Genomic DNA, 20,522 nt, shown 5'->3' with positions numbered 1-20,522 from the left:
ATTAATAAGATAGCTGTTGAAGCACCTAAAAAACCCATATTATCGAATTATAACGATAATGTTAAACTAATTTGTCTTAAACATTATCACCAGCAGGTTTTGTTTTTAGCGCACGTAAATCCATTCCGTTGGCGGCTGTTGAATACTGGCATCGTACAGTTTATAGTATCCATGATGATTTAATATGATGCTATCGAACGCAAGATAAATACAGGCAAATAAACCATAGCCCCTGCGACGGTTTAGATCAGTTCCAGTATACTTATTTTTTACCGTAGGGCAGAATTATTCGATCTAATTTGTCAAACGCGTATACTTCACTCCATCATGAAAAGTTACGATATACTTTGTAAACCATTTTGTAATGGTCCTGTTGTTTCTATCTTTGTAACCGGCCTCGCACTGCCGCTTTTGCAAACCGGATAATTTTGAGAAATAAAATTTCTGCTTATAAAAATTCGTTTTGGAAATAATAGTGCCTTTAAATAAGCTAAATACAAAAAATCAACATGTCTGACGAGAAAATAATATTTTCAATGGCAGGGGTAAACAAAATCTACCCGCCACAAAAACAGGTTTTAAAAAATATTTACCTTTCTTTCTTTTACGGCGCCAAAATCGGAGTAATCGGTTTAAATGGCTCTGGTAAGTCATCTCTTCTAAAAATTATTGCCGGCCTGGATAAATCTTACCAGGGCGAAGTTGTTTTCTCTCCCGGTTATTCGGTTGGTTATCTGGCTCAAGAGCCGATCCTTGATCCGGAAAAAACCGTTCGCGAGGTAGTTGAAGAAGGTGTAGCCGAAGTTACGGCCATCTTAAAAGAATATGAAGAAGTGAATGAGGCCTTCGGTTTGGAGGAAAACTATTCTGATCCAGATAAAATGGATAAGTTAATGGCCAGACAGGGCGAACTGCAGGATAAAATCGATTCTTTAGGTGCCTGGGAAATTGATTCAAAACTGGAAAGGGCCATGGATGCCTTACGTTGCCCTGATCCGGACACTAAAATTAGTGTGTTATCTGGTGGTGAACGCCGCCGTGTGGCCATGTGCCGTCTATTGCTGCAACATCCTGATGTATTACTATTAGATGAGCCTACCAACCACTTAGATGCCGAAAGTATCGATTGGTTGGAGCAATTCCTGCAAAATTACGAAGGAACAGTTATTGCGGTTACCCACGACAGGTATTTCCTTGATAACGTGGCCGGATGGATTTTAGAGTTAGACCGTGGTGAAGGTATTCCATGGAAAGGGAACTACAGCAGCTGGTTAGATCAGAAAGCAAAACGTTTGGCACAGGAAGAAAAAACCGAGAGCAAACGTCAGAAAACTTTAGAGCGAGAGCTCGAATGGGTACGCATGGCACCTAAGGCACGTCATGCAAAATCGAAAGCACGTATTGCCAACTATGATAAATTAGCTTCGGAAGATGGCAGGGAAAGAGAAGAGAAACTGGAACTCTTCATCCCTCCAGGCCCGCGGTTGGGTAACGTTGTTATTGAAGCCACGAATGTTAGCAAAGCTTATGGCGATAAGGTGCTGTTCGACAATTTGAACTTTTCCCTTCCTCCGGCAGGTATTGTTGGTATTATTGGGCCCAATGGTGCAGGTAAAACCACCTTATTCCGTTTAATTACCGGACAGGAAGAGGCAGATGCCGGTACTTTCCGCGTAGGTGAAACGGTTGAGCTGGGTTATGTAGATCAGATGCACAATGATTTAGATGCCGAGAAAACCGTTTACGAAAACATTACTGATGGATTAGACAATATACAATTAGGTCCCAAAGCCGTTAACGGCCGTGCCTACGTTTCAAAGTTTAACTTTAATGGTGGTGATCAGCAGAAAAAAGTCGGCATTTTATCGGGTGGTGAACGTAACCGCGTGCATTTAGCCATTACCTTAAAAAAAGGGGCCAATGTATTGCTACTGGATGAGCCAACCAACGATATTGATGTAAATACTTTACGTGCGCTGGAGGAAGCTTTAGAAAACTTTGGCGGCTGTGCAGTAGTAATCAGTCACGACAGGTGGTTTTTGGACAGGATCTGTACCCATATCCTGGCTTTCGAAGGAAACTCTGAAGTTTATTTCTTTGAGGGAAACTATTCTGATTACGAGGAAAACCGTAAAAAACGTTTGGGCGATGTAACTCCAAAACGCATCAGGTATAAAAAATTAGATTAATAAAAAGTCCCGACTAAATCGGGACTTTTTTTGTTTGAGATGACTGCCTTAATAAAAATCATCGGTCTTTTGACCGGAAATATTCTTTAGATTGATCCTAAAACAGTTAGATAAAATATATGCTATAATAAATCGAGCAATCATCGTAAACAAATTATCGTTTTCCACAGTATGCTGTCTCAGAAACGATTTTGGAGATTTTGGCAGAATAATATCTAGAAAGGGCGTCATTCCCGTGAAAACGGGAACCACGGAGCGCTCAGCGAAGCTAATCTTAATGCGATAGAACAACAACTAAATAAGTCCACCAAAGCATTAAGATGCCCATCCGATAGCGATCGGATCAAGCTGAGCATGACGACATACCCAAATTTAATTCTCCTGCTATTATTTAATCTGTTATTTTGAGACAGGCTCATTTTCATGATTACGCAGGCTGCACAAATGGCACAGGTCTTGATTTTCTTTTGTTTGCATTTGTCCGAAAAAAGAAATTCATGCTAATAAACAGCTAATGCCAGGGCAATGGTAAAACCACCAATTTTAGCACTCAAAGCCTCAATTAAATTAAAATATCGAAGTCCAAAGGTTATACGTATTGTTTCGGCTTTATTAAAGATTACTCACTGCGTTGAGAATGATATAAAAGAAAGTAGTTTTGATCTGAAGCGCTCAAATTTTCGAATCATCAGCCAATGAACTAATGGCCCAATGATCTTTCTAGTGCCAGTTTTTGAAAGCCCTTTTTACCGCAGCGTCGGTTACCTCTTCCATTATTTTATAACCTGCAAGGTTAGGATGAACACCATCTACCGTTAGCTCAGCGCGCTGACCTTTTCGTTCGTCTACCAAAGGTGTCCAATAATCCAGAACAGTGTAGTTCCGCTCTTTGGCGTAGGCTTCAATTTTTTCATTTAGCTTCACAATACTATCGGCTGCTTTGATGCGCTTGTTCCATGGATATTCGTAAACCGGAAGATATTTACAAAGTATAACCTTAATATGATGCAACCTTGCCAGTTCTGCCATAGATTTAATGTTATCCATAATCTTATCTATGGTAACGTGGCCAGTGTTTCCTGCAATGTCATTACTACCTGCCAAAATAATCACCGCTTTTGGCTTCAGGTTAATTACATCCTGCCGAAAACGGATCAGCAATTGTGGCGAAAGCTGGCCACTTATTCCCCTATCCACATAATTATTCCTGTTAAAATATTCAGGATCTTTCTGTTTCCAGAATTCGAAAATAGAACTTCCCAAAAACACTACTCTTTTTTCTCTTCTGGTTGGCAGCGGTAAAATTTCATTTTCTTTCTGATATTTCGTTAAAGCAGCCCAATCGTCGCTAAAATTTTCCTTTTCAGCTTTGGTATTTAATGAGTCTGCTTGCTGATTTTGGGCAAACGCAACATGACCGGAAAGCAATAAAACAAAAAAGAGGAATTTATTCATAAGGTAAAATTGGATAAATGTAATCAAACCTTAAAACTAAATAATCTGGATTTAAGTATTTATTCTTCAGCATTAATGTTACTGTTTAACCTGCTGTTTTTATTACCAAAATGCCTCAGGTTATAACTTAATGTTGCCTGTATAAAGCGGCTGATGAACCTGGTCCTGTTCTCTGAAATGGAATTATTGGTAATACTGGTACTAAACAGCGCTCCCTGGTTAAACAAATCATTCGCCTGAACAGAAAATAACAGCCTATTGTCTTTCAGAAAAGAAGTATTCAATCCCAAATTTACCAATAATGGATTCCCGGCATATAAGCTATATCCAAAATTTAAACTTTTAGACGCTGATGCATTTAGCCTGAAGTGTTTACCGGGAATCCAGCTTGCACTTCCGCTTAGCGCCACAACCTGCACATTTTTAATGTTCTGGTTTATTACCGAATAAGTATTGGAACTGAAACTATAAGATGCACTTGTATTAAAATTATATTTCTTCTGGTTAAGGTTAAATTTTAGCGCATTGGAAACATTGATACCTTTGCTACGGTTCAGCACATTATCGGTATAAAAAACATTGTGGTTGTAGGCAACATTACCATCGATAGATAGGGAAAGTCTGTTATCCAACAACCTTTTATTCACAGCGTAATTTACGCCAATATTGTAAATACCGTTTACATTTTCGTAGGTGGTCTGCTGTTTTAGGCTATTTAGTGTATCCCTGAGAAAAACCGTATTACTCACCACACTGTTAATGGCAAAAGTACCCGATAAATTAGCCATCATGCTCAAACCAGATTTAAGTCCAAATTTATTATAACTTAAATCAGCCGTGTGGCTTGAGGTTGCCTTAAGATCAGGATTACCAATAATCAGGTTCTGCACATCATTATTGTTTCTGATGGGTTGCAGTTTATTAAAATCGGGTGAACTGGTATAGCCGAGGTAGTCAAAACTTAAACTTTCATTGTCTTTGATCTGGTAGCTTAAATTCGCCAAAGGCGAAAAATTTAACTGATAGTTTTTAAGTTTCTGCCCCGTGTCCCGGTACTGACCAATAATGATACTTGGCGAAAAATTAATCCCAAAATTATAACTAAGCTGGTTTTTGTTGGCATTATAGCCAATGCTGATATTCTGATTGATAAAACTCGAAACGTAATCCTGCCCAAGCGAATCGACTACAAAACTGTTTCCCAATGGATGGTTAACCGTAGTTGTTTGCTGGTTACGGCTCCTGCTCAACATAAATCGATAAGATACATTGATGAAATTGTATCCGGTACTATCAGTCGCCTTTTTTAAGGAATTTGAAAACTGAATATTACCGCCAAAATTGGAACTTGAAGCATTATGTTCCACCAACCGGTTTAAAATTGAATCTTTAAGCAAAATATTGGTCGTTTCATTATAATACCGGATCATATCGTTAATGCTGCTGACGGTTTTCCCTCCATTGGTACCAAAGTTAATGCCCATGGATAATGAGCGTTTATTATTAGATAGCCGTCGCGACCAGTTGATGCTTCCATTAAGATTTGGGTTGTTGTTCCTTGATCCTGAATTAGAACTGAGGTCCTGCCTGATTATTCCGCTTTTATTTGAAGTGGAAGATGCTTCATTCCGGGTATCAGCCAACGCGCCAGCAAGTGAAACATTGAAGTAATTTTTTGCAGTAGAGCCGTTTAAACCAAGGTTAATGTCGTTTGTTAATGAATTGGAATGGTTGACGCTTTCTCTTAAATCATAGATGGTTCCTTGCGGATTAAATGTTTCCAGGTAATTACTCTGAACAGATCTGTTGGTTCCATTGCTGAAATCGTAACTGCCATGAATACTAAATTCTTTCGAAATTCTGTCTCTGATATTGCCATTTAAAGCACCATTGTTCAACGTAGAAAATTCATTATTGGTCATACCATACCGGCCACCAAAACCTATTTGCTTGTTGTTTTTCCACACGTTTCCCTTAGCGCCCAAATTATGTGCATTACTCGTTGCAGAATTTAGATCTACGCCACCAAAAATACCTTTGCCGAGTCCTGGCTTGGTAACCAGATTTAACATTTTTTGTGGTGTACCTGTTTTAATACCGGTAAAATTGGCTTCATCACCATAATCTTCAATAACCTGCACCTTCGCAATGATATCTGCGGGCAATTGCCTGATGTAATCTTCTACGTTATTGGTAAAAAAATCTTCGCCGTTTACCCGAAGTTTGGTCATTTTTTTCCCCATAGCGGTAACGGCCCCTTTTGTGTCAATCTCAATACCCTGCAGTTGTCTGAGCAGATCTTCTACCTTATCATTTTCTCGAACGGTATATGCTCCTGCATTATATTCAATGGTATCTTTCTTGATTTTGATGGGATCTACTTTTACTTTAACCTGCACATCCTCCAAACGAATTGTTTCCGTCTGGAGCGTTATCGGGTCTAAAACAGCATTTTTTTTAAGCGATTCAATTTCGTAGATAGAATTAAAAGGCTTATAGCCCAATGCAGTAACGGAAAGGTAAAACTTTGTTTTGGGTGTTTTTACAAATGAAAAGTCCCCCTTCTCGTCAGAATTTGTACGGAGGGTGTCTTGATCAGTAATCAATCTAATGCTTACACCCTCAATAGGTTTCTTCAAAGAATCGACTACATGGCCACTTATTTTAAACTGAGACTGTGCGAGAGCGTTAAAGGAAAATATGATCAGTATAAAAAACAATAAAAAGCATAAATTATTGCTTTTTTTCATCCTTTGGACCTCTTTTGTAAATGACAAGACCATTTAAAAAATTACGCAAAATCTGATCGCCGCAGGGTTTAAAATTCTCGTGATCTTCATTTCTGAAAATATCGCCCAGCTCCGCCTTGGTTACCTTAAATCCAACAAGGTCACAAATAGTGATAATATCTTCTGTTTTAAGTGATAAGGCTACCCTTAGTTTTTTTAATATATCGTTGTTGCTCATGCAGTTTGATTTATTGAATGATTGCTTACTGGAATGTTAATGTTAGAACGTTTTAAAATTGAAATGTTGCAAAGTTGGAAAAATTTTAATTAAGAAAAACTGAAATTCGACATAACGTCTGTCCAAAGAACCAATGACCAATTAACTAATGACTAATGAACCAATAACGAATGACTAATTGACCAATGACTAATTAACCAATGACTAATGAACCAATGACTAACCAACAAACGGACTATAAAATCAAAAACCTCAACTCGCTATTTCTAATTTAAGCTTCTTCCCTTTTATTTTTTCGCCATTTAGTTTTTTTAACAATTGAGTAACCTTGCTCCTTTTTACCGCAACATAACTGGCGGTATCTTTTACTTCAATCAAGCCTAAATCATCCTTTCCTAGATCCCCTTTTTGTAAAAACAGGCCTACAATGTCAATTTTATTAATTTTATCTTTTTTTCCGTGTGCCAGGTATAAGGTTACCCAGTCGCTTGCCTCAGGTAGTGCATAATGGTCGTCTAAAACCTCCTCTTCCACGTCGTCAGGCAGATACTTATAGTTTTCTTCAGTGGTTAAAATAGCGTATGCAGTTCCTTTGGCATACATACGGGCCGTGCGGCCATTGCGGTGAATATAGGCATCTTCGGTATAGGGCAATTGATAATGTACAATATATTCTACTTCGGGGATATCCAGGCCACGAGCGGCCAGATCTGTCGTAATTAAAATCCGATGGCTGCCATTTCTGAATTTCAGCAATGCCTTTTCGCGATCCAACTGCTCCATTCCACCATGAAAAACATCATGTCCTAATCCATTCCCGAACAATAGATCACTAATCCGGTCTACCGTTTCCCTGTGGTTGCAGAAAACCAATGTGTTTTTATTGCCGATTTTACTGAGTAACCTAAACAGATAGTCTAATTTGTCGGCTGCAGGTACTATTACTTTTTTGAGCTTTAAATCGGGTTTTGCTTCGATATTTTTTGAAAAATCAACCTCAACGGGAGCATTTAACTTTACAAAAACCGGAATTTCTTCCATTTTGGTAGCGGAAGTGAGTATGCGCTGTTTTAGTGATAGCAGAGTACCAATAATGTACGACATATCATTTTCAAAACCAAACTCCAGCGATTTATCAAATTCATCCAAAACCAAGGTTTCAATAAAAGATTCGTCAAAATTCTGATGTTCCAAATGGTAAGCAATCCTGCCTGGTGTTCCAATCAAAACAGCCGGTGGATGTGCAAGGTTATTTTTCTCTACCCTTACCGAATGACCGCCGTAACAGCAATTTACTTTAAACTTTGTACCCATTTGTTTAAAAACCTGCTCAATCTGTAGGGCAAGCTCTCTTGATGGTACTAAAACCAGAGCCTGTACGCCATTTACCCCGGTTTTTAAATTGAAAAGCAATGGTAATAAAAAAGCCAACGTTTTCCCGGAACCCGTTGGCGCTATCAATATTACATCTTTTCCAGTCTTAGCGGCTTTTAAAGAAGCTTCCTGCATCTCGTTAAGTGCAGAAATATTCAGTTTTTTTAAGGCATTTTCCATCATTGCGCCCTAAAGGTAATCATTTCTCCTCAGGGCAAAAATTGCATGCCTGGTTAGGCTCTTAAAAATTTTCTTCGCAGCTTACGGAGCGTAGAAAAATTAAGTCTCTTATCCAGCAACATTAACATTCTGCCGCGTTTAGACATTGAAGACACTACCTTTTCATTAACGGCATCAACTGAAGATAGAATTCTGTCAGTGAGTTCATCTACCAATTTATTCGCTCTGCTATTTTGTAATAACTGGAGCTCTTGAATTAATTCTGCTCTCATAATCAACAAATTAAAATGAATGTATAAATAATTAACGGACCGGGTAATGATTTGTTTCGATAATTTAGATTTGATTTGGATTATTATCACTAACTTGTTGATAACTAACTTTTTGTTAGCAAATAAACAACCTTCACTTAACACTTATTTAATTTATAGCACTTATTTTTATAAAAACCTGATTACCATTCGTTAACCTCAAAAAAACCAGTATATGACGTGGAAAAAATTTAGTGGTGAAATCATTCAGTCTTCAATTCTAGAAGAAATAGAAAATGCGATTATCAGAGAAAGTGAAAAAGGTTATAAACTTAAAGTTTGCATCGGTACCGATTCGCAGGTTAAGGGCGCAATAACCGATTTCGCAACCGTAATTGTACTTTTGAGAGAACATCATGGCGGATTTATGTACATCCACCAGGAAAAAAGTACGCAGCAGGTAAGTATCAAAGAAAGAATGCTGATGGAAGTACAAAAATCTATAGAAACGGCATATTCCATTTGCGATTTACTTGATATCTACGATGTGGCGCTTGAAGTACATGCTGACATCAATACCAACCCATCATTTAAATCAAACAAAGCATTAAATGATGCTATGGGCTATATTTTAAGCATGGGTTTTATTTTTAAAGCTAAGCCGGAGGCATTTGCCAGTTCTACCTGTGCTGATAAAATGGTGCACTGAAAGGGAATGTGTGTGATGGAAAAGGGATAATAAGTTATTCCGGAAGTCCGGGCCAGTGTTCCGAAGTTTAAGGATTATCCGTTAAGGGTTATGGGAACTTATCGCTGCGGGTGATTTAAATATATCATTATTTCTAAGGCAAGAAGAGTTCAAAACGCTCATCTTTGCGACTCACTTTGCTAACTTTGCGGTTGACCTCAACAAAATCGACACTTTGTTGTTGTGCTTTAAAATAAAAGAAATTGAAGACGTACAGACTAGAATTCACACAAAAACTGCCTATCAACCTGGATACAGCATGGGACTTTTTTTCTTCGCCAATGAATTTGGCCGAAATCACTCCACAGAACATGGCCTTTGACGTAACTTCGCCAAATATGGCCAGCACTAAAATGTATCCAGGGCTAATTATAACCTATAAGGTTTCTCCTTTGTTCGGCATTAAATTGAGTTGGGTAACCGAAATTACACATGTTAAGGACAAAGAATATTTTATAGACGAACAGCGTTTTGGTCCGTTTGCTTTTTGGCACCATCAGCATCATTTTGAAAAAATAGATGGCGGGGTATTGATGCGCGATGTTTTACACTACAGCATCGGCTGGGGACCAATCGGTGTGATTGCAAATGCCATGATCGTAAAAAACAGAATCAACGAAATTTTTAAGTTCCGTTATCAAAAGGTGGAGGACTTATTTGGCAGGTTTTAGCTTTAATTACCACTTTTTGGTTGAGATCGTTTCCGCTTTATTTTTGGTTTTTTCCATCCTATTGGTAGCTAAATATTTTTTAAATTCATCACCGAATTTTTCGACTTTATTATAAGTACTGTTTAAAATGTCTTTCCAGGCGCCAGCACCAAGTTTACCTGGTGTACGCTCTAACGGTACGCCGATTGTTGTGGCTGGCACAAAATTACCATACCGATCTCTTTGATAAGGAATAAACAGCATATCGGTTAACCAAAACCGGTATTTACCCTGGCGCACTTCAAAAACGAAGTTATAACTGATCTCCCCGCTGGGGTGACCGGCAACCAGAATAGTTTTATCAATTACCATATTTCCCGTGGCTAAAACAGAAGAATCTGTACTGTTTTCCAGTTTCATTGATTTTTTATATACCAAATCAACAAAAGACCTGGCCCGCTGAAGCAATATATTTTTGTCAATTAGTTGCGAATCTACCACTTTGTAATAGATGAATTTACCGTTATCGTTTTTAGAAAACTGTTTTTGCTGCGCCGATAATTTAACTGTAAAAATGGTAAGAAGACCAAAGATGATATATTTCATGGAAATAAATAAAAGGATAAAACTAAATATTAAAGATAAAAAAAGCCATCCTGATTTGCACCAGGACGGCTCCATATTTTTCAACTTTATGATTTAGAAAGCGTAAACTGCTGCAAGTGAAAACTGACCACCGTTTGGCGCAGCCGCTCCACTTTTATTAAAGAAAGGTTTATCTTTATTATGGTCTAATCTAACTTCAGGAATAAAAGTTAAGCCACCAGATTTGATATTGGCTGTAAGTGTAACTGCAGTGAAGGCCGTTTCCGGAACTGCTCCTGCTGCTTTAAATTTAAAATATTCGCCCCGCAAACCTAAAGTTACAGCATCTGATACCGCATACTGAGGATACAGTGCTGCACCAGCATAACTTCCCGGCACCGCATTATCCTTAATATCGTAATTAGCTGCATTTAAAGCCAATTTAAACTTCTCTGTAATCTGGTAAGCAGTTGTTAAGTCGACAATGGTTCCGTAACCACCAAAGCCAGCACCAGATAAAGCATTTATATAAGCTGTCCAGCCTTCAACCGGGGCAACCATTAACTGCCCACCAATGGCCGAAACACCTCGGGTAGCAGAATATACATTCCAATCGTTAAATAAACCTGCCATTAAACTGGCCTTATCAGAGAATTTGTAAGTTGCTTTGATACCAGCATTCTGGAACGGACCATTTGTGAATAGATAAGAAGTAGAGTAGTTGAAATTTCCAACTGGTGAGATTACCTCATATCCAATGAATGTACCCATATAACCAGCGGTCATACTAAATTCATCAGTAAAATCGTAGTTAACGTACAAATTCTGAATATTAAAAGACGAACCGCCAGCCGCAGCATCAGGTATGGATTGCGATTGTCCTCTAGGGCCAAATGAAAGCTCACCTACAAATGAAGCTTTACCTGTTTTTTTCTTCAGTGCAATATCGATCATTCCAAGGGAAACGGAATTGTGATCGGTTACAAAAGAGGTTTTGGAGTTTAGCGGATTTTTCGCAAAATCATACTTGAAATAGGTATCTACCGACCCTGAAATTTCAAGTGGAGATGATGTGGTCTCTTGAGCCAGGGCACACGTAGTGCTGGCCATTGCAAAAATAGCGGTTAAAAATTTCTTCATGTTTGAGCTTGATTTGAGTTTAGATATATTAAATCTTTAAGAAATTGGTTCTGTTATTGGACTGTTTCTTTCGATATAGATGGCGCGTTCTTCTACCAGTAAAGTGCCCTGAGAATATTTCTCATCATGTTGAGAAGCATCTAAACCAAGTTCTTCTTCTTCTTCTGAAACCCTGATCGGATTAATAAGATTTACCAGCTTAAAGATTACAAAGGACACGATAAAACTGAATGCGATTACAATTACAGCACCTTTTAACTGGGTGATAAAAAAAGCAGGGTTTCCGTAAAACAATCCATCAGCGCCGGCAGCGTTTACGGTTTTGGTTGCAAAAACACCAGTTAACAGCATACCTACAATACCACCAACACCATGGCAAGGAAAAACATCTAATGTATCATCCAGGCTGGTTTTTTGTTTCCATGAAACTACAAGATTGGAGATAACAGCGGCAATAACACCGATAAATACACTGGATGGAATACTTACAAAACCTGCACCTGGAGTGATGGCTACCAAGCCAACAACTGCTCCAATACAGAAACCCAATACAGATGGTTTTTTGCCTCTTGCAACATCAAAAAACATCCACGATAAACCTGCAGCGCCCGCAGCGGTATTAGTTGTTAAAAATGCAGAAACAGCTAAACTACCTGCGCTTAATGCCGAGCCTGCGTTAAAACCGAACCAACCAAACCATAATAAACCAGTACCGATTAATACGTAAGGAATGTTAGCTGGCGGAACTTCTTTGTGTTCTAAATGCGATTTTCTACGCTTAAGCACCAACGCGCCTGCTAAGGCAGCCATACCGGCAGATATGTGCACTACCGTACCACCTGCAAAATCCAATACCCCCATCTTTAACAAGAAACCTTGGGGATGCCATGTCCAGTGTGCTAATGGCGAATAAACAAATATGGCAAATAAAACAATAAACAAAATATAAGAAGTAAAGCGTATACGCTCCGCAACTGCTCCAACAACCAAACCTGGTGTAATGATGGCGAACATTAACTGAAACACAGCAAATAAAGAAAGCGGAATAGTTAAGTCTGCTCCCCCCTGAAGATGTGGTGCTCCAGAATTTACACCTTTAAAGAACAAAAACGTGGATGGATTTCCGATAAAACCGCCAATAGTATCTCCGAAGGCTAAACTAAAACCTACTACCGTCCATAAAACGGTAATAACGCCTGCTGCCACTACACTTTTAATCATGGTAGACAATACATTTTTACGATGAACCATTCCACCATAAAAAAATGCAAGGCCCGGAGTCATTAAAAACACAAGCGCTGCTGCGATTAATATAAACGCAATGTCTGGTCCACTATACTTGCCTTCATCAAAATTTGGAAGAAGCGGGATAAATAGAGCGAAAATTGCGACAATCATCAATATCGCAAAAGGCGCATACTGTTTAAAGGATAATTTACTCATAGTTTTTAGGTTAATTTGTTTGTGATGTTTTAAATATTTTAAATATGCTTGATTTATTTTTATAAAAATACAACATATTGCATTTTTTAAACCATTTAGTTCAATTTTTTTAATAAAAAATAGAAATTTTTATAAAACAAAACAAAAAGAAAGGTTTAAAATAAAAATAACGAAAAATACATCTATTTTTAACATGCGTTTTTGATAAAAATAAAATCGAATATTAACCTAATCCGACATTATTTTAGCTAAAATATACTAAAAACAAACTGAAAAACCGCACTAACACAGAAAAACCCATGAAAATTCATGGGTTTTAGCAAAAAAATATCTAAAGAATCTTAATTTCACAAACGATAAGCGGAACCCTGAACAACTCCTCGTTTTTCGATTTCTTTGTCCATATAAGTTTGAATTGCTGATTTATTGAGCCCCCAATTAGGTGCAATTAATAAATCCCAATCTGAAATGCCAAAAAGGCGCTGAATCACAATATCCGGGCGCAATAAGGGTATTAACTCACAAAGTAAATCAGTATACTCTTCTAGCGAAAACAATTTGAAGGGTTCTTTCTTATACTTAGCCCCCATTATAGAACCTTCTACAACATGAAGATGGTGGAACTTTACAAACTTAATCTGGGGAAAACGGTTAATTTCGTGAATATAACCATACATCTGTTCTCTCGTCTCCCATGGGAAACCGAAAATGGTATGCACGCACAGATCGAGTTTACTGTCTTTTAAAAGTTCTACCGCAGCCACGAATTCACCATGACTGCAGCCCCTGTTGATCTGATCCAGGGTTTCGTCATAGATCGATTCCATACCCATTTCTAAGTCTACATCGAAACGATCGGTATAACTTTCCAACAGTGCCACTTTTTCGGCATCTATACAATCAGGACGGGTACCTACTGCAAACCCCACAATATCTTCGGTATTAACGGATAAGGCTTCATCATACATCATCTTCAGATAATGCACCGGCGCGTAGGTGTTGGTATTCGGCTGAAAATAAACAATGTATTTATCTGCCTTATAAGAGGTTTTAGCCCTGGACATCCCTTCGGCCAGCTGATCTTTAATATTTGGGTTTTGACGTGAAGGCTCTGGTGTAAAAGAATCTACATTGCAATACGTGCAACCCCCAAACCCTTTACTCCCATCCCGGTTTGGGCAGGTAAAACCACCATCTACAATTACTTTAAACACGCGCTGCCCCTTATACTTTTCACGCAGGTAAGTCCCGTAATTTTTATAACCTTTTATCCCTGAATCTACTAGTGTTCCCATTGTTTACAAAAATACGCTTTTTGTTTGAGACGTGGAGTGAGTTTTGAGATTTGAGAGCGGTTAGCGGTTAGCGGTTAGCAGTTAGCGGTTAGCGGTTAGCGGTTAGCGGTTAGCGGTTAGCGGTTAGCGGTTAGCGGTTAGCGGTTAGCGGTTAGCGGTTAGCGGTGCAACAGACCTGAAGAAAGTTCTGTTTTAATTATTTGAAAGTAGGTTATATTTATTTTCACATCTCATTTTAGATCGGTATATAGCAGCAACCTATTTTTAATTGTTTAGTTTTCGTAAATACATCGATTTACAAAATATCGTTTATTAGTTTTTTTCAAAACGTTTTTTAAATTCTTCTTTGGGCATGATGTAGGTTAAATACTGTTCTACATTATACTTAAATTGTTTATCTGTAATATCAACATTCCAACCATTTTCTTCTCCTCTATTTATACTAGCTGAGGCTGGCAGAATCTCTCTTACTTTAAAAACAGGCAGTGGATTTTCTTGAGTACCGTAGCTGGGATCGTTTAAATCATCCTTATTGATAGTCATTAAGGTTTCTTTTCCCCTCAAAGAAGAAGGAAAAGCCATACCTTTATCTTCAGGGTAATTAAAAAAAGTTATTTCCATATATTTATTCATAGATAAATCTTTGAAAAAAATCTTATAAATCTTTAGTGGAGGAGACATTAATGAGATTGTGTATAGCGTATCTCTAAACTTCAATTGGTTTGGAAATTGAATTTTAAGTTCTATACACTTTTCAATATAACGGGGAATAGCCGTCTTTGCGTTATTTTCTTTCTTTTTAAAGAGATAGTTAATACCAAAAATAATTATTGGAAAAACTATTAAAACCCCGATTAGCCATCCCAAGGCTTGTGATATTTGTTTATTCATTATGACGGATTATCTGCTACGACATTAATATTGTTAGTATCATCATTAAAATTTGCCATTCGAGCCGCTTTTGCGGAATCATTAGCTTTTGCAGCTTCATAACTATCCGACCCTCTATCAATCAAATAGTTAGCAATGGCACCGGCAACCCCTTTTGCCAAGCCTTTAAAAAAATCCTTGCCTACCAGTGATGAGCGTGTTGAAGGATAAGATCTTGATGCAATATCGGCCGCTAATCTGGAGTTGGCAGCACCAGCCGCGTCACCAGCTGCTTCTCTCATCGCAGCCTGGGTATTAAATTCCATCATCTCGCGGGTAATTTGTTGATTGGTACGTGTTAAGTTTACTCCATTTTCGACAACAGCGCCAACAGCCCCTATAGGCTGATTAACTAAGCCCTCTGTCTTGGCACTCTCTCCAACATCGCTCCATCTCCATACGGGGAGATTTTTTTTTGCCGCTTCTTCCTTACTATTTTCGCCATCTACATAACCATACACGGCAATAGGAGCTGCCACCAATAAGCCTATGGGTGTAAAAGCTGTAGCAGCAGTAATTACACCGATTATTGCCTGAGAAGTAAAATGGGCGGCAACTTCAGCATTATTGTTACTGGTAATTTCTTTTGCGGCTGCCATTGCAATAACCGGATCTATGATAATAGAAACCACACCTCCTTTGGGGCAGTTCATCAATGATTGATTAAGTAAAGCTTGTTTTTTTTCAATTTCAACCCCTCCATGCGGCAACATCCATTTCCCTTCTAAAGTAGCATCACAATCGTGCGCCATCTTATACAAGCCAGTTACCCCAGCACCAATACTCGTTGCCGCAGCGGCAAACATTACTCCTGCGGCTACCAATGCCAACCCGCCGGTTGCTACTGTTGCGACGGCAAGCGCAGCTACAGCAATTACTGCGGTTAAAATTTGTAAACCGCCCCAAAATTTACCTGCTACTTTACATGAAAAAGTATCACTGATTTTTTTATCATCGATATTTAATAAAGGCGCCTTCCTGCTTGATAATATTACTGTAGAAACCCTCGTAATACCTATTTGAAGAGGCTTTCCATTAGTCATATTGGTACAAATAACATTAGCACCCTCATGTACATAAGAATAACTCATTCTATCCTCCTCAATTTATAATCTACAATTATTTCAACGTTATTTTTAACTTCTTCAGCTAAAAAAACATCAGCTTCTTCGATCAATGACAAATCTGTATTGATAACTTGCCTCACTTGGTATTGAAAGTCATAACTAGAAAACTTATATCCAACAATGGGCTGAAATTTTTGGTCATATTGCTTTTTTATATTGCTGGTATCAATTTCTTTAAGATCAATTTTACTTTGCTTTTTAAGCTCAACAAACTCAGGTTTTTCAAAAACAATTTCTGAAGAAACATGTAGAGGAACCGAAACGCCTTCGAAAAGCTGAGAACTGTAATTTAAAGTATAAGGCTTATAAACTTCTGATAGATTCACCAAATACCGATCGAAAAAAAGATCAAAAAATAACTTTGCATGTATATCTTCAATGAGAAGTTTTTCATCTTTGATCTGCGCTTCTGCTAAATAGATAAATTTTTGAAGTTCTATCTCAGCACTACTTGATCTCAAAAAGGAATACTTCTCTTTTATATTCTTTTTAAAGCTTTCCCAATTTTTTAACACCTCCCCATAATTTAGTATTTTGTTTATTTTCCCAGTCTCACTGTCAACCTGTACAGTCACATTACACTTAATCAAATCCAGAGATGAAAATAAATCCATTGCTTCAGAAAGATTAGAAGGATTTATCTGAATGATATTATCAAAAAGCAAGACCTCTACGATCAGATTCCCCTTGTCAATTTTATTTTTAACATGAAACTCTCGCTTTGTGGTTGCATGATTAGTAATCACATTATTAAATTTAGTCGCAACAGTTTGCTCGCAACGATACTTCAAGATAATGGGCTCTGTCTGCTCAGAATCAATTACCTCACCAATCTCGGCATCAACTTTATTTTCTACATGAATGGACTCATCCTCATCAAAAAATTTAAATCTGCTCATATCTTAATTAATTTTAACTGGACTACCTGTTATTTTTTGTTCGCCTCCCGAAGTTTGAGAAATGCTGGCATCAGAACACACTACGATAGTACCCTGCGATTCCAAATTATAAGTTTTGCTACCTACATTTACCCCGGTTGTTGCAACTGTACCGATGTTTACTGTTGTACCCGGCTTTTCACTCGCATTAGCATTAATTTTATCAGTACCCTGAATATTAATTACCTTCCCAACAATATCAATCGTACCATCTTTCTTTAATGTAATACTGCTCTGCCCGGTTTTGATCACAATGGTTTCGGCAGATTGTGCAGTAATTGATCCCGGCCCGTTTTCTATTTTAACAAAATTTGCCGCATTGGTACCTAGGTTTAAAGCATGGTTAAGATCATCAAAACTTAAACTGCTACCCTTTCTTGAAGTCAGCCCTTTGGTATTGCTGTTTTTAAAGCCGCTGCTATCGCCACTTTTACCGTGGTATACACTGCCCATCACCACCGGCCTGGCTATATTTCCTTCTTCGAAAGCGATCACAACCTGGTCGCCTTTTTCAGGAATAACGTGGAATCCTCTGTTTTTTCCGGTATCGCCGCTACCTGCATTAGGGCTCACCACCCTTAACCACTCGGTCGGGTCGTTTGTTTGGCATTCCCATTTAAATTTAACCTTCACCCTGCCCTGCCCTTGCGGATCGTCATTATCAATCACATCCGCCAGCTGCATATCGGATTGTGGTTTTTGGTAATTCTTAACCATGATACGCTCAGTGGTAGCCACCAAACCTTCAAAAGTATTGCTGTACTTACCAGTTCCATCTATCTGGTGGTTAATGTTGGTAATCAAAAATTTCCCCAAACTTTCAGTAGCAAAAGCAAGCTCTCTCCGGATGCTCATGGTAATTTCGGCAATACTACCTATACTAAGATGAGCATTATCGCCACTGGCATTAATTTTTAACAGTTCGCTGATTTGCGCTTTTTCTTCGTTTTCTACATGGCTTTTAATATCGTTGCTGTTATCAACCCTGATTAAAGATGGCTGATTAAACGTTTTGCTATACATCGTATTTGATGCCTTGATGGCATGTGCCAGATCTGGATTTCCGTCTGCTTTACCTGTACTTTCACTGTGCAGCATTTCATCCTGTTTAGGATTATAAGCAAAGCGTTTGTGCTTGATGGGTGAAACCTCCATGGCATACTGAAGGTTAAACACATCGCGTCCATAAAAAAGTGATATTTCTTTTTGCTTATCGGGTTTACCGAAGTTAAGCTGCTTCCCATCATAGTAAAACCACTCATGATATTCGCCTGATAAACGATTCAAAAACTCAAAATCGCTTTCTCGGTATTGTATAAGGTAATCAATCGCGGCTTTTCTGGATGCATTACTTACTATTGAAAGGTCATTAGCTGGTGTATCATTCGTAGCCAGCTTAACAATGGTATCTAAGTCCTTATCTAAATATGAGCCTAAATCGGGTCCGCGATCTATCAATATGGTGGGACTATAGCCACTTACAATAAGCACACCGTGGTAACCATGACTTTGCGAGAGTTCTACTTTGGTAACCAGTCCGGCAAAATGCTGGAGGTTTTCTGGGGAATAGCCAAAGGAAGCCGTCAAGGTTTTGCCCACAAAATCGCGACTATCATCTAAACTAATCAAACCAGGTTCACCTAATTGATCGTGGTTAAAATGAAGTTCAAAATAGTGGTGCTGGTTAAAAGCCTGTAGCAGATTAAAAGAAGCGAAATGAGCAATTGCTGCATCTTCTATACTAATTTCTACGATAAGTTTATTTTCCATGATGTATTTTATTACTATTCTGTAGCATTTTCGGCTACATTACTCTGTAAACTGCAATTTTATAAAGTCCGGGGTAGAAATGCACCTCGAATTGTGTACCGAAGGCATTTCTCTTAAAAGATGCATCTATAACCTTTTTCGTATAGGGGTGCACTTCAATCGTATTGCCTTTTTTTAAATAACCATTGCCGATCATGGTATCAATATCCTTAGGCCTAACATGGATGCAACCATGTGATTCTGACAACAGAAAAGGCAAACCCGCAGCGGTTGCCGCTTCATCAGGCGGCGTAGTGTGGATAAAATCGCCCATAATACGTTCCTTACCATTCATTTTACGGTCATTGTTCAGGTCTTTAAAATATTTGACCGAAACATGCCCAAAATCATTAAAAAACCATTTTGTTGGAATAGGTGATTTGGGGTAAAGATCACGCTGGTATTTAAGAATAAAATTTTTTACGCCTTTCTGATCGTTTTTATATTTACCCCATGCTGCGTTTACATCAGTTAACTTTTTCCAGGTACCCATATGTTTTACCATCACAACGTCCCCAATTATTTTAACTTCGGTACCCCATGCTATCCCTGACCATTCGGCATATTTTCCATAACTCACATGTTTTTCTATACTTTTAATCACAAACCTACCCGTAGTTGTAGAGGTTTGTGCATGGCCATCATCTCCCATTTTAACGGTTGATGGTCCACCATGCGCATCATATTCCTTAATTTTTACGAGCGTATCCATTGCTATTATCTATATTTTAAAACCTCAACCATGGTGACATGGGCAAGCGCTAACTTTTTATTACTATTAAACGTTAATTTTAGGGCTGTATTGGCATCAACAGTAATTTCAACCGGTAGCGGCGTTTCGGTATTGCCGATCAACGGTTTTTCTTTTTTGATATCCCCAAAGTACCTGGTAAAATCTCCTATGGTTAAGGAATCTGTAATCGACTGAGCTACCAATAATCTAATCGCTGCTTTAATGTTAGCCACTTCACTATTTTTATAGGGATAAACGATGATGCTATCACGACCAATCGCTTCACCTTTGTAAATGCTGATGGGTAATTTATCGGCAAATGCTTTGTTAGTTGGAACAATACCCAGACTGTCAAATTTGCTTAAAGGCAATTTGATTAAAGCATCTGTGTAAGAAAGAAAATTATCGGTAGAGCTGGTTTTCTTTGCCAAATTATGACCTTTTTGTTGATCTGGCTTTTGATCACCCCCACTACAGCCTGAAAAACACCAAACTATCGCAGCAGTTAAAACAAGAAATGCACAAAGGCGAACAGGTAAGCGCATCATTTTCATTTAACTAATTTATTTTGAATAAATAATGTAAATATTGAAGGCAGGGATACAAAATTTTCGTAATCCTTGAGCCTGACTGATTAAAGTTATATATTCCTTTTCCTGGGGCAGCTAGAAGCGCAGCACGAGGGGAAATCTATATTAAGTTGTAATA

General features: G+C 38.2%; 18 protein-coding genes. 3 read left to right on the top strand and 15 right to left on the bottom strand.

The window, feature by feature from the left end; translation table 11 throughout:
- Positions 1 to 509: 509 nt before the first annotated feature.
- Positions 510 to 2,189, top strand: coding sequence for an energy-dependent translational throttle protein EttA (ettA, locus tag DV942_RS19585; RefSeq protein WP_145860336.1), 1,680 nt, complete (start codon positions 510 to 512; stop codon positions 2,187 to 2,189).
- A 720-nt stretch (positions 2,190 to 2,909) separates the two neighbouring features.
- On the opposite strand, the gene DV942_RS19580 is transcribed toward ettA, so the two are convergent.
- The 5 genes from DV942_RS19580 to DV942_RS19560 form a co-directional block, all read right to left on the bottom strand.
- A complete protein-coding gene (locus DV942_RS19580) occupies positions 2,910 to 3,644 on the bottom strand; it encodes a GDSL-type esterase/lipase family protein (protein ID WP_145860334.1) in 735 nt (244 codons plus the stop codon).
- A 59-nt stretch (positions 3,645 to 3,703) separates the two neighbouring features.
- Positions 3,704 to 6,394, bottom strand: coding sequence for a TonB-dependent receptor (locus DV942_RS19575; RefSeq protein ID WP_186462354.1), 2,691 nt, complete (start codon positions 6,392 to 6,394; stop codon positions 3,704 to 3,706).
- Entirely contained in the window at positions 6,378 to 6,611 is a 234-nt protein-coding gene (locus DV942_RS19570) for a DUF1456 family protein (RefSeq protein WP_090986008.1), read from the bottom strand. Before DV942_RS19570 ends, DV942_RS19575 begins: the two co-directional genes overlap by 17 nt.
- A 252-nt stretch (positions 6,612 to 6,863) precedes the next feature.
- On the bottom strand, positions 6,864 to 8,168 hold the full coding sequence (locus tag DV942_RS19565; RefSeq protein WP_145860330.1) for a DEAD/DEAH box helicase: 1,305 nt from the start codon (positions 8,166 to 8,168) through the stop codon (positions 6,864 to 6,866).
- A 50-nt stretch (positions 8,169 to 8,218) separates the two neighbouring features.
- Positions 8,219 to 8,437, bottom strand: a complete 219-nt coding sequence (locus DV942_RS19560) for a hypothetical protein (RefSeq protein WP_090986012.1) — start codon at positions 8,435 to 8,437, stop codon at positions 8,219 to 8,221.
- Between the two features lie 214 nt (positions 8,438 to 8,651).
- On the opposite strand from DV942_RS19560, the gene DV942_RS19555 reads away from it, so the two are divergent.
- Both DV942_RS19555 and DV942_RS19550 read left to right on the top strand, forming a co-directional pair.
- Positions 8,652 to 9,125 carry a ribonuclease H-like YkuK family protein gene (locus DV942_RS19555; protein WP_090986015.1) on the top strand — a complete coding sequence of 158 codons (474 nt, stop codon included), beginning with the start codon at positions 8,652 to 8,654 and terminating at the stop codon, positions 9,123 to 9,125.
- A gap of 242 nt (positions 9,126 to 9,367) precedes the next feature.
- Positions 9,368 to 9,835: an SRPBCC family protein gene (locus tag DV942_RS19550; protein WP_244950748.1), complete on the top strand. Its 468-nt coding sequence runs from the start codon at positions 9,368 to 9,370 to the stop codon at positions 9,833 to 9,835.
- Between the two features lie 6 nt (positions 9,836 to 9,841).
- Here DV942_RS19550 and DV942_RS19545 read toward each other — a convergent pair whose 3' ends face one another.
- The 10 genes from DV942_RS19545 to DV942_RS19500 all read right to left on the bottom strand — a co-directional run bounded on the left by DV942_RS19545 (position 9,842) and on the right by DV942_RS19500 (position 20,245).
- A complete protein-coding gene (locus DV942_RS19545; RefSeq protein WP_186462353.1) occupies positions 9,842 to 10,420 on the bottom strand; it encodes a DUF4468 domain-containing protein in 579 nt (192 codons plus the stop codon).
- Positions 10,421 to 10,513: 93 nt separating this feature from the next.
- Positions 10,514 to 11,539: a porin gene (locus tag DV942_RS19540; protein WP_090986019.1), complete on the bottom strand. Its 1,026-nt coding sequence runs from the start codon at positions 11,537 to 11,539 to the stop codon at positions 10,514 to 10,516.
- A gap of 36 nt (positions 11,540 to 11,575) precedes the next feature.
- The gene (locus DV942_RS19535) at positions 11,576 to 12,982 is read right to left on the bottom strand and encodes an ammonium transporter (RefSeq protein WP_090986021.1); all 1,407 of its coding nucleotides are present in this window, start codon (positions 12,980 to 12,982) and stop codon (positions 11,576 to 11,578) included.
- A 347-nt stretch (positions 12,983 to 13,329) separates the two neighbouring features.
- Positions 13,330 to 14,277: a TIGR01212 family radical SAM protein gene (locus tag DV942_RS19530; protein ID WP_145860326.1), complete on the bottom strand. Its 948-nt coding sequence runs from the start codon at positions 14,275 to 14,277 to the stop codon at positions 13,330 to 13,332.
- 312 nt (positions 14,278 to 14,589) lie between these two features.
- Positions 14,590 to 15,168: a hypothetical protein gene (locus DV942_RS19525; protein WP_145860325.1), complete on the bottom strand. Its 579-nt coding sequence runs from the start codon at positions 15,166 to 15,168 to the stop codon at positions 14,590 to 14,592.
- Positions 15,168 to 16,298 carry a DUF4280 domain-containing protein gene (locus DV942_RS19520; protein ID WP_145860324.1) on the bottom strand — a complete coding sequence of 377 codons (1,131 nt, stop codon included), beginning with the start codon at positions 16,296 to 16,298 and terminating at the stop codon, positions 15,168 to 15,170. Before DV942_RS19520 ends, DV942_RS19525 begins: the two co-directional genes overlap by 1 nt.
- A complete protein-coding gene (locus tag DV942_RS19515) occupies positions 16,295 to 17,233 on the bottom strand; it encodes a hypothetical protein (RefSeq protein ID WP_145860323.1) in 939 nt (312 codons plus the stop codon). Before DV942_RS19515 ends, DV942_RS19520 begins: the two co-directional genes overlap by 4 nt.
- Positions 17,234 to 17,236: 3 nt before the next feature.
- Positions 17,237 to 19,042: a type VI secretion system Vgr family protein gene (locus DV942_RS19510; protein ID WP_145860322.1), complete on the bottom strand. Its 1,806-nt coding sequence runs from the start codon at positions 19,040 to 19,042 to the stop codon at positions 17,237 to 17,239.
- A gap of 34 nt (positions 19,043 to 19,076) precedes the next feature.
- Positions 19,077 to 19,793: a hypothetical protein gene (locus tag DV942_RS19505; protein WP_145860321.1), complete on the bottom strand. Its 717-nt coding sequence runs from the start codon at positions 19,791 to 19,793 to the stop codon at positions 19,077 to 19,079.
- Positions 19,794 to 19,798: 5 nt separating this feature from the next.
- Positions 19,799 to 20,245, bottom strand: coding sequence for a hypothetical protein (locus DV942_RS19500; protein ID WP_186462352.1), 447 nt, complete (start codon positions 20,243 to 20,245; stop codon positions 19,799 to 19,801).
- Positions 20,246 to 20,522: the final 277 nt, after the last annotated feature.

Origin of the sequence: Pedobacter suwonensis, assembly GCF_007833675.1 — a bacterium.
Lineage (GTDB): Bacteria > Bacteroidota > Bacteroidia > Sphingobacteriales > Sphingobacteriaceae > Pedobacter > Pedobacter suwonensis.
This window is presented reverse-complemented; position numbering and strand designations above follow the sequence as displayed.

What these genes read in the sequence shown, in the direction of transcription:
- DV942_RS19510 (WP_145860322.1), bottom strand. Translation starts at nt 19,042, where the DNA reads ATGGAAAATAAACTTATCGTAGAAATTAGTATAGAAGATGCAGCAATT.
- DV942_RS19565 (WP_145860330.1), bottom strand. Translation starts at nt 8,168, where the DNA reads ATGATGGAAAATGCCTTAAAAAAACTGAATATTTCTGCACTTAACGAG.
- DV942_RS19535 (WP_090986021.1), bottom strand. Translation starts at nt 12,982, where the DNA reads ATGAGTAAATTATCCTTTAAACAGTATGCGCCTTTTGCGATATTGATG.
- DV942_RS19525 (WP_145860325.1), bottom strand. Translation starts at nt 15,168, where the DNA reads ATGAATAAACAAATATCACAAGCCTTGGGATGGCTAATCGGGGTTTTA.
- DV942_RS19540 (WP_090986019.1), bottom strand. Translation starts at nt 11,539, where the DNA reads ATGAAGAAATTTTTAACCGCTATTTTTGCAATGGCCAGCACTACGTGT.
- ettA (WP_145860336.1), top strand. Translation starts at nt 510, where the DNA reads ATGTCTGACGAGAAAATAATATTTTCAATGGCAGGGGTAAACAAAATC.
- DV942_RS19570 (WP_090986008.1), bottom strand. Translation starts at nt 6,611, where the DNA reads ATGAGCAACAACGATATATTAAAAAAACTAAGGGTAGCCTTATCACTT.
- DV942_RS19520 (WP_145860324.1), bottom strand. Translation starts at nt 16,298, where the DNA reads ATGAGTTATTCTTATGTACATGAGGGTGCTAATGTTATTTGTACCAAT.
- DV942_RS19560 (WP_090986012.1), bottom strand. Translation starts at nt 8,437, where the DNA reads ATGAGAGCAGAATTAATTCAAGAGCTCCAGTTATTACAAAATAGCAGA.
- DV942_RS19505 (WP_145860321.1), bottom strand. Translation starts at nt 19,793, where the DNA reads ATGGATACGCTCGTAAAAATTAAGGAATATGATGCGCATGGTGGACCA.
- DV942_RS19515 (WP_145860323.1), bottom strand. Translation starts at nt 17,233, where the DNA reads ATGAGCAGATTTAAATTTTTTGATGAGGATGAGTCCATTCATGTAGAA.
- DV942_RS19530 (WP_145860326.1), bottom strand. Translation starts at nt 14,277, where the DNA reads ATGGGAACACTAGTAGATTCAGGGATAAAAGGTTATAAAAATTACGGG.
- DV942_RS19575 (WP_186462354.1), bottom strand. Translation starts at nt 6,394, where the DNA reads ATGAAAAAAAGCAATAATTTATGCTTTTTATTGTTTTTTATACTGATC.
- DV942_RS19555 (WP_090986015.1), top strand. Translation starts at nt 8,652, where the DNA reads ATGACGTGGAAAAAATTTAGTGGTGAAATCATTCAGTCTTCAATTCTA.
- DV942_RS19580 (WP_145860334.1), bottom strand. Translation starts at nt 3,644, where the DNA reads ATGAATAAATTCCTCTTTTTTGTTTTATTGCTTTCCGGTCATGTTGCG.
- DV942_RS19545 (WP_186462353.1), bottom strand. Translation starts at nt 10,420, where the DNA reads ATGAAATATATCATCTTTGGTCTTCTTACCATTTTTACAGTTAAATTA.